13 protein-coding genes and 1 riboswitch are annotated in these 13,755 nt (G+C 67.8%); of the genes, 4 read left to right on the plus strand and 9 right to left on the minus strand.

All coding sequences use genetic code 11. The features are described 5' to 3' along the window. Positions 1 to 2 precede the first annotated feature (2 nt). From IBX22_RS31600 to IBX22_RS31610, 3 genes are read right to left on the minus strand one after another with little or no spacing between them, the layout of a single operon-like run. On the minus strand, positions 3 to 1,622 hold the full coding sequence (locus IBX22_RS31600) for an ABC transporter substrate-binding protein (protein ID WP_194819404.1): 1,620 nt from the start codon (positions 1,620 to 1,622) through the stop codon (positions 3 to 5). Further along, positions 1,619 to 2,704, minus strand: coding sequence for an LLM class flavin-dependent oxidoreductase (locus IBX22_RS31605; RefSeq protein WP_194819405.1), 1,086 nt, complete (start codon positions 2,702 to 2,704; stop codon positions 1,619 to 1,621). Before IBX22_RS31605 ends, IBX22_RS31600 begins: the two co-directional genes overlap by 4 nt. Beyond that, the gene (locus IBX22_RS31610) at positions 2,701 to 3,279 is read right to left on the minus strand and encodes a GNAT family N-acetyltransferase (RefSeq protein ID WP_194819406.1); all 579 of its coding nucleotides are present in this window, start codon (positions 3,277 to 3,279) and stop codon (positions 2,701 to 2,703) included. The genes IBX22_RS31605 and IBX22_RS31610 overlap by 4 nt, the downstream gene beginning before the upstream one ends. Before the next feature lie 181 nt (positions 3,280 to 3,460). Then, positions 3,461 to 3,555: riboswitch (SAM riboswitch) on the minus strand. A 215-nt stretch (positions 3,556 to 3,770) separates the two neighbouring features. Between IBX22_RS31610 and IBX22_RS31615 the strand changes: the two genes are divergently transcribed. Then, a complete protein-coding gene (locus IBX22_RS31615; protein ID WP_194819407.1) occupies positions 3,771 to 4,781 on the plus strand; it encodes a hypothetical protein in 1,011 nt (336 codons plus the stop codon). A 1,228-nt stretch (positions 4,782 to 6,009) separates the two neighbouring features. Here the strand turns inward: IBX22_RS31615 and IBX22_RS31620 are convergent. Genes IBX22_RS31620 through IBX22_RS31645 form a run of 6 tightly spaced genes read right to left on the minus strand, consistent with a single transcriptional unit; the run spans position 6,010 to position 11,762 of the window. Then, positions 6,010 to 7,179 carry a glycosyltransferase gene (locus IBX22_RS31620; protein WP_309234863.1) on the minus strand — a complete coding sequence of 390 codons (1,170 nt, stop codon included), beginning with the start codon at positions 7,177 to 7,179 and terminating at the stop codon, positions 6,010 to 6,012. Next, positions 7,149 to 7,898: an LppM family (lipo)protein gene (locus tag IBX22_RS31625; RefSeq protein ID WP_375540299.1), complete on the minus strand. Its 750-nt coding sequence runs from the start codon at positions 7,896 to 7,898 to the stop codon at positions 7,149 to 7,151. The genes IBX22_RS31620 and IBX22_RS31625 overlap by 31 nt, the downstream gene beginning before the upstream one ends. Positions 7,899 to 7,916: 18 nt before the next feature. Then, complete coding sequence (locus tag IBX22_RS31630; protein ID WP_194819409.1) at positions 7,917 to 8,732, minus strand: carotenoid biosynthesis protein; 816 nt, start codon at positions 8,730 to 8,732, stop codon at positions 7,917 to 7,919. A gap of 14 nt (positions 8,733 to 8,746) precedes the next feature. Then, on the minus strand, positions 8,747 to 9,586 hold the full coding sequence (locus IBX22_RS31635; RefSeq protein WP_194819410.1) for a hypothetical protein: 840 nt from the start codon (positions 9,584 to 9,586) through the stop codon (positions 8,747 to 8,749). Beyond that, positions 9,583 to 11,148, minus strand: a complete 1,566-nt coding sequence (locus IBX22_RS31640; RefSeq protein ID WP_194819411.1) for an NAD(P)/FAD-dependent oxidoreductase — start codon at positions 11,146 to 11,148, stop codon at positions 9,583 to 9,585. Before IBX22_RS31640 ends, IBX22_RS31635 begins: the two co-directional genes overlap by 4 nt. Then, on the minus strand, positions 11,145 to 11,762 hold the full coding sequence (locus IBX22_RS31645) for an N-acetyltransferase (protein WP_194819412.1): 618 nt from the start codon (positions 11,760 to 11,762) through the stop codon (positions 11,145 to 11,147). Before IBX22_RS31645 ends, IBX22_RS31640 begins: the two co-directional genes overlap by 4 nt. A 137-nt stretch (positions 11,763 to 11,899) precedes the next feature. Between IBX22_RS31645 and IBX22_RS31650 the strand changes: the two genes are divergently transcribed. The 3 genes from IBX22_RS31650 (at position 11,900) to mraZ (ending at position 13,728) form a co-directional block, all read left to right on the plus strand. Then, positions 11,900 to 12,340 carry an SAV_6107 family HEPN domain-containing protein gene (locus IBX22_RS31650; protein ID WP_228539795.1) on the plus strand — a complete coding sequence of 147 codons (441 nt, stop codon included), beginning with the start codon at positions 11,900 to 11,902 and terminating at the stop codon, positions 12,338 to 12,340. Between the two features lie 147 nt (positions 12,341 to 12,487). Then, entirely contained in the window at positions 12,488 to 12,901 is a 414-nt protein-coding gene (locus IBX22_RS31655; RefSeq protein WP_194819413.1) for a DUF3040 domain-containing protein, read from the plus strand. Between the two features lie 395 nt (positions 12,902 to 13,296). After that, positions 13,297 to 13,728, plus strand: coding sequence for a division/cell wall cluster transcriptional repressor MraZ (mraZ, locus tag IBX22_RS31660; protein ID WP_194819414.1), 432 nt, complete (start codon positions 13,297 to 13,299; stop codon positions 13,726 to 13,728). The last annotated feature ends 27 nt before the right edge of the window (positions 13,729 to 13,755 follow it).

Here is a 13,755-nt window from a genome sequence, read left to right on the forward strand (position 1 = left end):
GATCAGCGCCCGCTCAGCCAGGCGTCGAAGAACTGCAGGCGGGCCGAGGCCTCGAACTTCAGGTCCTGCACGGTGCCCGCGGCGCCGATGGCCTGCGACAGCTCGACCGTCGGGATCCACAGCCCGTTATCCAGAATGCGCTCCTGCGCGGTCCGGATCAGAGCCAGCCGCGCGGTGGTGTCGGCGGCGCTCAGCTGGTTCTCCAGCACCTCGTCCAGCGCTGGAATGCGTTCGCGGACATTGAGATTACGGCCCTCGACGGTGAAAGAGTTGCGCAGGATGTCGCCGTCGGCGCGGGTGGTGTTGTAGTAGTAGCTGTCGTAGTCCTTGGCGTTCTGCCGGGCGGTGCTCTCGGGCACCGACACCAGGTCCAGGCGCAGGTCGACGCCGACCTTGCGCAACTGCTGCTGCACCAACTCGATGATCGCCTTGTTGCCCGCGAACACCTGGCTGAACACCACGTTGAAACTCAGCCGCTCACCGTTCTTCACCCGGATGCCGTCACCGCCGGGTACCCAGCCCGCCTGATCGAGCAGGGTGCGCGCCTTGGCCGGGTCATAAGCCAGCTTCGTCGAGAGATCCTGGTAACCGGGGGTGGTGCTGGCCAGGGTGCTGCTGGCGGGCTTGAACTGCGGCCCGAGCACGGTGTCGACCAGCTGCCGGCGATCGATGGCGGGCAGCAGTGCTTGACGCACCGCGGCGTCGCGGAGCGGGCCGCGGGTCACGTTGGGCTGGAAGCCGAACGGCACGCCGGGGTTGGGCGTGGTCAGCAGGCGGGCGTTCGCCGCCTCCAGCAGCGGCAGGTCCTGGGGCAGGGCGTCGCTGACCGCGTCCAGTTGCCCGGAGGTCAGGCTGCCGGTGCGCACCCCGGATTCGGGCACCACCGTGAAGTCGATGCGGTCCAGGTAGGCCTCGCCCTTGTGGCCGAAGACATCCGAGCCCCAGGCGTATCCCGGGCGCTTGGTCAGCGTGGCCGACACGTCCTGGCGGTAGGCGGTGTAGACGAACGGTCCGGAGCCGACATTGCTGCCGTCGCACCGCTGCTCGGCGGGCTTGGCGGTGGTCGCCTCGCCCTGGATGCCGAGCTGAGTACTCGCCGAAGCCTGCAGGAACTGCGCATTGGGCTTGCTGAACTCGACCCGCGCGGTCAGCTTGTCCACCGCGGTGGTGCCGACGTAGTTGATGAGAAAGCCGTTGGCCAGGGGGGCCTTGGCCGCACCGAGTTTGGTGATCGAATCGAAGGTCTTGCGCACCGAATCCGCGGTGAGCGGCGAGCCGTCGGAGAAGGTGACGTTGTCGGCCAGGTGGAAGGTGAACACCTTCGCGTCCGGGCCGGCCTCCCAGCTGCGCGCCAGCCACGGCCTGATCTCGCCGGTCTCGGGATCCTGATCGGTCAGCGAGTCGACGATCTGGCGGGTGACGTAGAGCGTCTGGTTGCTGCTCGCCTGCGCCGGGTCCGAGCAGGTCGGCGCCGACGACAGGCCGTAGCGCAGCGTGCCCCCGGGCTGTGGCGGTCCGGCGTCGCCACCGGCGCCGCCGGTGTCGCTGCCGCAGGCGGCCAGGGTACTGGCCGCGGCGAGCGCGCCGGCGAGCGTGGCGATGCGATGACGGGTGCGGATCACGGTGTAACTCCAGATAATTCGGTCCGGGGGATGGTTCGGCCGGCGGCCAGGGGACGGCTGGGAATGCGGCGGCGCAGCTCGGGCGCCACGGCCTGCTGGAACAATTCGAGGCTGCCGCGGTGCTGGGCTTCGGTGCGTCCGTCGCGTTCGGAGGACAGATGGATCACTTCGTGGCCGAACTGCTCGTGCTGGCGACCGACCTTGTCGAGCACCTGCTCCGGGCTGCCGATCAGCGCCGAGGAGCGGGCGGCGAAGTCTTCGAGGGTCTCGAACACGATGGGCAGGCCGAGCGTGCGCGACAACCCCAGCCGGGCCCGGAAGATCGGGCGATACGCCTCGAGCGCCTCCTGCGAGGTGGGCGCCACGTGGAAGCCCGCGGTGCCCGCCCCGACCAGCGCGTCGGCCGGATCGTGCCCGTAATGCGCCCACCGCTCGCGGTAGTGCCGCACCAGTTCGGCGTAAGGCTCGATGGGGTTGGTGACATTGGCCGAGAACAGCGGATCACCGTGGCGCGCGGCCAGTTCCACCGAATCCCGGCTGGTGGCGCTGCCGTGCCAGATCCGGAGCAACGGCTGGTAGGGGCGCGGAAGGGCTTTGGCCGCAACCAGTTCCGGGCGGAACCGGCCGGTCCAGGTCACCTTGTCGCTGGCCCACAGCGCGCGGAACAGTTCGTACCCTTCCCGGTTGCGGTCCCACTGATCGTCGGTGGTGACGTGGAACAGCTCCGCCTGCGCGGCGCCGTTGCCCTTGCCGATGATCAGTTCCAGGCGTCCGCCGGACAGGTTGTCCAGTGTCGAGTAGTCCTCGAAGGCCCGCACCGGATCGAGCAGGCTCAGCGTCGTCACGGCGGTGAACAGCGTGATCCGCGAGGTGACCGCGGCGATATGACTGAGCAGCACCGGGGGTGCGGCGGACAGGAACGGATCCTCGTGCCGCTCGCCGACCGCGAAACCGTCATAGCCGAGTTCCTCGGCGAGCCGGGCCTGGTCGACCACCGAGCGCAGCCGCTCGTGCGTCTCGGGCAGCACGCCGGTATGCGGATCGGGTGTCCGGGCGACCAGCGTGAACAGCAGGAACTTCATGCGGTCGCCTCCAGATCGGCTGCGGGCAGGACCTTTTCGAACGCGTGCGCGCCGATCTGCTCGGCCGGGAGCGCCGGGTCGAAGAGCGCGGTGTACCCCACAGCCAGGTAGAGCGCGACCGCTTCGGGCTGGCGCCAGCCGGTGGTGAGGTAGATGCGCCGGTAGCCGCGCCGGGAGACCTCGAGCTCCAGCTGCCGCACCACGAAGCGGCCCAGCCCTTGCCGGCGGTGTTCCTTCGAGGTCCAGATCCGCTTGAGCTCGGCGCTGTCGTCGTCGTAGCGCTGGAACGCACCGCCCGCCACCGCTTCGGAGTCCTGGGTCACCACGAGCAGGCCACCGTGCGGCGCCGCGAAACGGGTGGGCGGGTAGTTGCGGAGTTCGTGGTGCATCTGACCGGCGGAGCGGCCGTAGCGGCTGCTGTATTCGACGGCGAGTTCGGCCAGGAGCGGCGTGGCCAGCGGGTCGTCCTGGGCGACCCGGTGCACCCGCAGGCTGCGGTCGGTAAGGCGTTGGGGCACCGGACTCCCCGGTGTTCCGGGCAGCGCCCCGGCTGCGGGTGCGATCGACGCACTCATATCGATGGTCCTCGGCAGAAGAATGAACGCGACCAAGCCTTCGGCGTCGGTCGCACCACCCGGCCAGCGTCGGGTGCGGGTCTGGCAGCGTCAGCGGCGACAAGCCGTCGAGGTGCCGCGGCACTGATCGATGTGCCGGCGTCCCCAGCAGGTGGTGCGGTGTGTGGTGCTCATATCGGGTCCTCCATCGTTCCTGGCGGAAGCACCCGCACCCGGTGTACCGGGGGGTTGCTGCGACGTCGGCGAGCCAGGTCTCTCAATCGCTCTGGATGGTGCTCGAACATCATGGGGAACAAGCGAACTCGGCGACAAGAGTAGAAATCACGGTGAGCGCAGCCCTGGTCACCAGGGGCTAGATGGCGGATTATCGTCGCGCCCCCTGACTGCGGCTCGTCCCGCGCCGCCCGCCCGCCGACCCGCAAATCACCGGCTTTCCGGGTTTGCGGGCTTACCGTTGAACCTCGATCGTTCCGCCGATGAGGAGGTTCCCAGTGCATATCCGCCCCCTCGACTCGGACACCCGGCGCACCCGGGCGTCCATCCCGCGACGCCTCGCCACCGTGGCCACCCTGTCCCTGGGCAGCCTCGCCCTCGGCATCCCAGCCCCTGCCATCGCGCTGCCCGAAACCCCAGCCGCCGTCGATCACGTCCCCGCGGCAACGGTCCTTGCCGATCATGCGTCCGTGGCTGTGGTCCCGGTCGATCATGCGTCCGTGGCTGTGGTCCCGGTCGATCACGCGTCTGTGGCTGTGGTCCCCGTCAATCACTCCTCCACCGCTGCGGCCCTCGTCGATCATGCGTCCGCAGCCATCGTCGATCATGCGTCCGTGGCTGGGGCACCCGTCGATCACGTCCCCGCTGCTGTGGCACCCGCCGATCATGCGTCCGCTGCTGCGGGCTTCGTCGATCCCGCGCCCACCGCTGAGGCACCCACCGACCATGCGTACACCGCCGCGGCGCCAGGTGCTGGGCAATCCGCTCTCGCTGCCTTGCAGGCCCTAGGTGTGACGCCGTTCCTGTACCCCACGGCAGCGCTGTGTACCGGTGCGGGCGCCACCCTCACCAGTCCCGCAGTGGCGGGCGCGGTCCCTGGTCCTTGGCCCGTGCACAGCATCGCGATCCCCGGCCTCGACCTGACCGCCGTGAAATCCGGCCAGACCATGTTCACCTTCGTGCCGTCGGGCCCCAGCCGATCCGACAGCTCGGGCATGCGCGTCGCCTGGCTGAACGTCGACAACGGACGCGGCGGAGTCGCCGCCATGGGCCCGCTGAACGAGGTCTTCGGCCGCATGGTGCCCCCCGAGGTCCCCGCCGCCCTCCGCCCCCTCGCCGAACAAGCCGTCCGCGACTTCTTCCGCACCGCCATCCCAGTAGGCGGCATCCGCGCGGTCCCGGTCGACACCGGCCGGGGCACAGTACTGGCCGCAGTCTTCGGCACGATGGTCAACGGCACCGAAACCTGCTTCTACCTGCCGACAGTCGGCATCACCACGGTCCCCTGACCCTCCGCGAGCGCACTGGGCGCACGTACGGCCGCAGACGCGCCCGCGACTTCGTCCGCGCCGTTGTCCCGGTCGGCGGCATCCGTGCGGTTCCGGTCGACATCGGCCGGGGCACAGTACTGGCCGCAGTCTTCGGCACGATGGTCAACGGCACCGAAACCTGCTTCTACCTGCCGACAGTCGGCATCACCACGGTCCCCTGACCCTGACCCTGACCCTGACCCTGACCCTGACCCTGCCGCGAGCGCGTTGGGTGCACGTGCGGGCACAGACGCGCCCGCGACTTCTTCCGCACCGTCGTCCCGGTCGGTGGCATCCGCGCGGTTCCGGTAGACACCGGCCGGGCCACAGTACTGGCCGCAGTCTTCGGCACGATGGTCAACGGCACTGAAACCTGCTTCTACCTGCCGACAGCCGGAATCGCCACGGTCCCCTGGCCCTTCTGCGAGCGCATTGGGCGCGGCGCACATACGGCCTCAGAAACGCACCCCTGCACCCGCCCGCCTCACCGCACCCGCCCTTGCCTTTCCTCGCTTTCGTGCGCACCTCGCCCTCCACGCACTCCGCACCCCACCCCCGCCCCTGCACCCGCTTCGCCGCACCCTCCGCGCCCGGCACTCACCTCGCCTCAGCGCGCCCCCACCTTGCTCGCCTTGCTGACCTCGCTGACCGCGCTCGCCGCACACACGTCGTCTCTCCTCGCTCTTCGCGCACGCACGTCGCCCTCCACGCACTCTCCGCACCCTCCGCCCCCGCCCCACCGCCCCCACCTCGCCCTCCGGGCCCCCGCGCTCACCTCACCTCAGCGCGCGATGTGTGAGGAGTAGCTAATGCATTGCTGCATTACGGAAGCGGCTGTCAAAAGGGCGATTTCGCCGGGGGTGGATACACCTCTTCGTCTAACTTTGAGCGACAATCGGCGATGCAGGTTGGAGTTGTCGCTCAGAGTTGGAGGACCAACACTGCTGCCGGATAGCGAGAGTGCGGTATCTGAAACTTAACTATTCGCCGAGTGGCGCTTCCATGTCAGTGTGCTGCCGCGAGTGGGCGAGAAGTAGCTGGCATCGTGCTGAATCTCAGGAGTGGCTGGCGAACGGGCGATTTCGTCGAGGGTGGGTACTCCTCTTCGTCTAACTTTGAGCGACAATCGGCGGTGCAGGGTGGAGTTGTCGCTCAGAGTTGGAGGACTAACACCCCTACCGGATAACGGCAGTGCGGTATCTGAAAGTTAACTGCTCATCGGGCGGTGCTTCCAGGTCAGTGTACCGCTGCGGTGGGCAAGGTGTGAGCGGACGGAGAGGGTGGCGTAGGCGCCGACCGATAGCGGATGTGCCAGGGCGGCAAGGATATCCGTGCGGTTCAGAGGCGCGGCAGTTTCGGTGGACCGGGCGAGTAGGCGGCCGGTGACGGCGGCGAGGTAGCCGGTGATCGCTGTCCGGCGTAGGCGGTCTCGGCCGCCGATTGCGGCCAATGGGGGAACCCAATAACCCAGTGCGGCAATGGCTCCCACCGCCCCGGCGGCCAAAGGTGAAGCACCGTAGGCCGACCACAGCCACCGGGTGTAGCCCGCATCGAGTTCGGTTGTGCCACTGTACATTCGGGTGCTGGCCTGCTTGCCTGCCGCGATCAGGGCTGTGCGTCTGCCACTGCGGCGGAGTGCTCGTGCGATGTCCAGATCCTCGGTCGCGCTGGCGGATACCGCGCGATGGCCGCCGATTGCCCGGTAAGCGGCGGTGTCGAATACCAGAAACTGTCCGCACGCCACCGCCATCGACGGCCTATGACTGTGGTTGCCGACGGTGATCGGCAGCGTCGACGCCCACGACCAGCACAGCAGTGGCTGCACTAGTGCCTCGGCCGCCGAACCCACCTGCTGCGCGGGCCACGGCGACACCAATGCCACGTCGCGGCTGCGCAATTCGGATACCGCGGCGGCGATCGCGCCTGGCGCGAGTCGCACATCGGCGTCGAGGAATACCAGAACGGCGGTGTCCGCCAGTTCGGCGAGGCGAGCGCAGGCAGCCGCTTTACCGGTCCAGCCGGGGGCGGGTTCGTCCTCGGAGCGGATCACCAGAAAACGTTCGTCGGACCCGATCGCCTGCGCCGCCGCGGCACCCGTCCCATCGGAGGAGGCGTCGTCCAGGATCAGCACCCGGAGATCCGGAACCCCGGTCTGGGCCCGCAGATCGGCGATCAATGCGGGCAGCCGGTCGACCTCGTCGCGGGCCGGGATACCCACCGTCACCGGCTCCGCTACCGTGCCGGAGGACGGCAACCGCCGCACCGTCAACCGGTTGTACAGCGCGACAACACAACCGGTAACCGCGATCGCCGTGCCGGCCCGCACGATCCGCTCGGCCGGACCGATCAGCGGTGTTCCTTCACCATGCGCCACCACTCGCTGAGCGAGAACCGCCCGGGGGTACCCGGAGCCGGGGGATTGCGATCCATGTAGGCCATCGCGGCGACGATCGCCGCGACCGCCAGGGTGATGCCGCCGACGATGCCCGCCCAGCCCGCGAACGAGCGAGTGTTCGGGTCCGCGTAACTGACCTCGGCTCGAATCGTGGACACCTCACCGGGCGACAGTTTCCAGGAGACGGTGGAGTCGTCCTCACGGTTGCCGTTGGTCTTGGCGACTCGCGAAGGGAACGCGACTGTGAACTGCACGTCGGAGCCGTGTGGCGGCACCGACTTCAGATCGGCCCGCCCCTCGAGGCTGACCAGATCACCGGTGCGCTGGAAGCTCAGCTGGAACATGCCCTGGCTCTGCTCCGACAGCGAGCCGAGCTGGGACACCTCACCGAAGGACAGGTCCTCGAAGAACACCTTGCTGCCCACGTACCCGTCCTGGGTGTAGGGCTCCACCCGCACCTTTCCCGCCAGCGAGTCGGGCGCCTTCAGCTGCGGCCCTTTGTCGTTGGCGTCGGCCGGCACCACCGCGGCCACGATCCGCCCCGACACCCGGTCGTTGGACGACACACCCATCGACACCTGGACCCGCAGGCAGGCCGCGAGCATCGGCACCAGCAGCGCCGCGAGCAGCACCGCCCCTGCTATCCGCACGCCGGTGCGGCGCGGCGGTGCCAGAACCGGGGCATCGGGCTTCGTGGTCATCGGACTAGGTTGCACGGCTCACATCGTGCCAGGCCCGGCCCCGCAATAGCCACGCGACAAGCCAGAGCGGACGAGCAACCCCAGCAACGGGATTCCGAGCAGCCCCATACCGACCGCCCCGTATCCCGCCGACGCAGGCAATCCGAGAAACACCGCATGCGCCAGCGCCGACCCCAGCCAAGTCCACAAAAACACCCCGACCGGCACCGCAACCGCCGCAGGCCGCCCCGGATCAACCCACCGACCGCTGACCCGCTCCCACATCACGAGAAGGCTCGCCATCACCAACCCGACCCCGAGCCACCCCGCATAATTCGTCAACGGAATCTGCGCCAGCCCAGGCAACCCGGACTCGGTGTCACACCAGCGCCACTGACCATCGGCCACCATCTGCGGATCCAAAAACAAATCCCACCCGACCCCACCGACCGCTGTCAGCCCGATCCGCGCCACCGCCCCCCGCACCAGCAACCCGGCCACCACCCACACCGGATACAACCCACCCGTCCACGCCAACGGCACGATCAACGGCACCCCGGCAACCGCGGGCCCGATCCGATCAACCGCGTACTCATAGCACCCGAACGGAACCCCGGTCGCCGTCCCCACCACCTCGGCCAGCAGCCCCAACCCCGACACGATCACCAAAAACCCAGCGGCATACCGCCACCCACGCGTCACAACCGCATGCGCCAACGCCGTCCCCGCCGACAACAGCACCACAGCCACAGTCACCCGATCGCGGACCACTCCTTCGGTGAGCGGATAACTGATCTGCACCACAACAAGCAACAGCGCAAACGCCACCGGCACGAGTTCTGAAGTGCCAGGCAACCATCGCCTAACGCTCACCCCACGACCGACTTCTCCGCCGCGTCACAGCCGACATCCCCGCGGCCCCGCCACGCCAGCGGCCGCGACTCATGCGCCTCCACCCTTGGCGTGCCGCGCGTGCCGTCGTCCACCGAGCTTCCGCTGCCCCGTAACCAACGGTCGATGTATGCAAATCGTGCACTTCTCGGTGATTCAGGGCGGTACCCGCCATTCCCGAGCAGATTTTGCGCGCCCTGCATACGCCGCGCGCCCGCCTCATCGCCCTGCATACACCGCGCGCTCGTCTCATCGCCCTGCATACACCGCGCGCTCGTCTCATCGCCCTGCGTACGCCGCGCGCCCGTCTCGTCGAGCTGCATGCGCTGCGCGCCCGTCTCGTCGCCCTGTATTCGCCGCGCGCCTGTTTGGTCGACCTGGTTACGTTGCGTGCCTGGTTGATCGACCTGCTTACGACCAGGGCTCCGACGATCGCCACACCGGCGGCGAACTGCCGACCCGGACGGTAGGTGTCCAGCATCGCGGCCGGGCTCCGGTCGTTGCTGGCCTGTTTGGTCGAGTGGTTTGCGTTGCTGGCCTGTTTGGTCGAGCGGCTTGCGCTGCGTGCCTGTTTGGTCGAGTGGCTTGCGTTGCTGGCCTGTTTGGTCGAGTGGTTTGCGTTGCTGGCCTGTTTGGTCGAGCGGCTTGCGCTGCGTGCCTGTTTGGTCGAGTGGCTTGCGCTGTTGGCCTGTTTCGTCGAGCGGCACACGCTGCGTGCCTGTTTGGTCGAGTGGCTTGCGCTGCGTGCCCGTTTCGTCGACCTGCTTACGCCGCGCACTCGTTTCGTCGACGTGGCTCGGGCTGCGTGCGTCCGTCATCGCTTGCGCGGCAAGGCAAACCGGTTTCGCCGAGAATCGCGCAGGAGCAGCTGGGCTGCGCTCCGGCCGCTCGCGCCCGAGACTCCACCACCGGGATGCGTTGACGCCCCGGTCAGGTACAGCCCCGGCGCACCCGGCACCCGCTGATGGGACAACTCCGGGATCGGCCGCCACATCATCATCTGATCCAGCGACATCTCGACGTGCATGACGTTGCCGCCCCGCAACCCCATCTCGCGTTCCAGATCCACCGGCGTCTGCACATGGCGCTGCAGGATGGTGCCAGCGAATCCTGGTGCGTAGGAGTCGACTTCGGCGATGATCCGGTCGGCTTCCTGCTCGGCGTGGGTGGCCCAGTCACTGCCGTCGGCCAGCTCATACGGATGCCATTGCGCCCACAGCGACAGCTGGTGCTCTCCGTCCGGAGCGATACTCGGGTCCAGCGCACTGAAGCTCATGGCCAGCACCACCGGCCGCGGGGGCAGATCACCGGCCAGCGCAGCGCCGTGCGCGCGCCGCAGCTGCCTGCGGTCGGACACCAGGAACTGCAAACCGTGCGACGACTCCGCGAGAGAGGCCCCCGGATAGTGCGGCAGCGCACTGGTGGCCAGCCGGACCACCATGCCGATGCCGGGACCCACCCGGATGCGCGACTGCCAGTCGTCGAGCAGTTCGCTGTCGAAACCGCCAGCGCGCAACAGATCCAGCGTGGTCAGAACGTGCGTGCCCGCGATCACGGTGTCGGCCTGGAGGTTTCGGCCCGAGGCGGTAAGCACTCGCCAGCCCGCGCCCTCGCGCTGCACCGAGGTGACCTCGTCACCCGCGGAGACCACCCCACCGTCGGACTCCAGACGCGCCACCAAAGCCTTTGTCAGCGCACCACTTCCGCCGACCGCCCGCCCGGGCGGCAACTTGTGCATGAGCGCGGCGAACCCGACCATCGGCGCGGTCCCGGGCTCCGACATCGGCGGCCCGGATTGCGCACCGAACCAAGCCAGCGACGCCTTGAGTCGTTCGTCGCGAAAGTAACTGTCCAGCAGCGCGTCTCCGGGCTGCAGGAACTCGCGCGACAGCGCGCTCCCGCCGTCACTGGCATCGAGCCCCCAGAACGACCGCAGTAGCCGCCCCGGCGTGGATCGCCCGCCGAACGCGCGCATCACCCGATCGCTGCGCTCACCCCAGACATCGACGAAGCGCCGATACGCGATCGCGTCGTGCGCACCGCAGGCCGCGGCGATGGACGCGCAGGTGCGATCCAGGGCGCGATGGAAGACGATCGGCGGCGCACCGTCCACCCCCGGGGTGAAGCCCCAGGGATCGCAATCGATATAGCGCAGCCCGAACTTCCCGAGCTGGAGCTCCTCGATGATTCCGGTATGGCGCACCATTATGTGCGCCGAGGACCCGCGATCGACCTGATGCCCCGGAAACCGCTCGACGGTCGACACCGCCCCGCCGAGCACCTCGTCGCGCTCGAGCACCTCGACCTGCTCCCCGGCCCGCGCCAGATAACAGGCCGCGACCAGCGCGTTGTGCCCCGAACCGAGCACCAGCGTCGTCATAGGGGGAGCCGCCGTCCCAGAATCGCGAACGGCCGAGTGTCACCTGCGAACACGAAATTCCGGACCACGTCGCTGAACCCTTCGCGTCGATACAACCGCCAAGCCCGATTGTCCTCGCCTTCCACCTCCGGCGTGGACAAAAGCACCGCGCCCTCGGGACGATTCCGCAGCAACCGGGTCAGCAGAATATTCCCCAGCCCCTGCCCCTGCGCTGCCGGATGCACATGCAACTCGGTCAATTCGAAGTAGTCCGACAGCAATTCACGCGCCGAATGCTCCGGCCACCCGTTGCGCCGCATCCCGCTGTGTACCTGCTGATGCCACCACTGGTGCGACGCGCCGCTGTACCCGTAGGCGATGGCCAGCATCGGCGCCTTGCGCAGATCGATGCGCCCGTCGTCGTCGGGCAGGAACGCGGCCACGGCCTGCCAGCCCGGGCGGGTGGTGTGCTCGGTCCACATCGGGGCCCGATGGTTCTCGGTGCCGTGCGGATAACCCATCGCGGCGACGTACACCGACAGCGCGTCGTGCAGTCGGTAGCGCAGCTCGGCGACCGAGAGGTCGACGACGACGGGTGCGGCGGCGGATTTGTGTGCGGGCTTGACTGCAGTCATGGCTCTCGGACGAAAAAGTTGTCGGTGGGTGTCCCTATATTCAAGCGTAATTCAAACGTTCGAATGCCTGTTCGGTCCGTGCGGTGGGTGAAGAGCACTCCAGGACTCCGGGTGTCGAGGAGCGGAGGACTGGGGAAATGTCTTCTCGTATGGAGCAGCCGGGGCAGCCCGGCAGGGCAGGCAAGCTGCTGAAAAGGGCGGACGGACTGCTCATGGAAGCGGCGGGGGAGGAGGATCCGCGGGAACGCTTCCGGACCGCCTATTTGGCCGCCTTGCGCGGCGCCGGCGCGGTGCTCGCGTTTACCGGGGCTGACGCCGCCCCCAGGGCCCGATCCCGCAATGCCTGGGTGCTGTTGCAGCGCGCCGCGCCCGAGTTCGTCATGTGGGCGGATTATTTCAGCGCCCGCTCGGAATTGCGGGCCGCCCTGGAGGCCGGGCTGGACCGGGATGTCGATGATCACGAGGCCGACGAGTTCTATTCGCGGGTAGGAGCATTCCTGCACGACGTCGAAGACATGCTGACCACAGCCTCGCGTTTGCGGCCCGCACCAGGACTGAACGGGGGCTTGACCGCATAGACGCCACGCCATGACCAGTTAGTTATGCGCGAGTAGGTGGTACGCCCCTGATCGAACTCGTATCATTGGGGTTAGATAGCCGCCAAGGTCGGCTGTTTGTCGCTTACCCGGAAGCGGCAGCCCACGTCTAGTGCCGGGGGAGGTACCGTGCCACTCTCCGAGCACGAGCAGCGCATGCTCGAACAGATCGAGAGCGCGCTCTATGCTGAGGATCCGAAGTTCGCCTCGTCCGTCCGCGGCGGACGTCTTCGCTCGACCTCGAGTCGCCGCAGACTCCAGGCCGCGGCTTTGTTTGTCCTCGGCCTGGTTCTGCTTGTCGCCGGCATCGCTTTGCCGAAGCTCGGCGGCTTCCCGATCATCAGCTTGATCGGTTTCATCGTCATGTTCGGAGCCGGCGTCCTGCTGTTGCTCGGCAGCTCGAAGGGTGGCGCGGTCTCGGCCGAAACGTCCTCGGGTGGCTCGGGTGGCGGCGGTGCGAGCGGATCCGGCCGAGGTAAGAAGTCCGGTGGGTTCTCCGAACGTATGGAGGACCGCTTCCGGAGGCGCTTCGAACAAGAGTAGGTATGCGCCTTCGGGCCCATCCTGAATATCTCTACCGCAGCGGCGACGTCGCACCGATCGGGTGCGACGTCGTCGTCTCATGTCTGCACCCGCCCGGCCCGACCCGGGCCCTCCCATCTTTCTCCACACCGCCCCACCGGATTCCCCCACTCCGACCCACGCCTGATGCGGTTGCTGGGTGTTTCCGGGCGATCAGCCACGGCCACACCGCGTGTCGGCGGAACACGCGAAAGCTCTGTACCACCGTGATAGCTGTGATGACCTGCGGAATCCCGAAACCGGGGAGGGAGATCACCCCGGTATTCGATTGAAAGTGGGGGAAAGTGGGGTAATGTGGAGCGCGCACTACAGGAGAGGCCATCCAGGCGAGGTGATCCAGTAGGGAGGTATCGGGGTTGTTTCTCGGTACCTACACACCTCGGTTGGACGACAAGGGGCGACTCACGTTGCCTGCGAAGTTTCGAGACGATCTGGCGGGAGGGTTGATGGTCACGAAAGGTCAGGACCATAGCCTTGCCGTGTATCCCAAAGATGAATTCACCGCGCTCGCTCGCCGGGCCGCGGCGGCGTCTCGAAGCAATCCGCAGGCTCGCGCGTTCGTCCGGGCACTCGCCGCCGGAACGGATGAACAACGTCTGGATGCGCAGGGCCGGATCGTGTTGTCAGCCGAGCATCGTCGCTACGCGAACCTGGATAAGGATTGCGTGGTCATCGGCTCGGTCGACTTCCTCGAAATATGGGATAAGCAGGCGTGGGAGTCCTACCTCGCCGAGAACGAGGAGGATTACGCGCAAGCGAGAGACGAGTCGCTGGGCGGAATCTTCTAGCCCCGAAACAACGAGTGCCACGCGGCC

Origin of the sequence: Nocardia sp. XZ_19_385, from assembly GCF_015355755.1 — a bacterium.
Lineage (GTDB): Bacteria > Actinomycetota > Actinomycetes > Mycobacteriales > Mycobacteriaceae > Nocardia.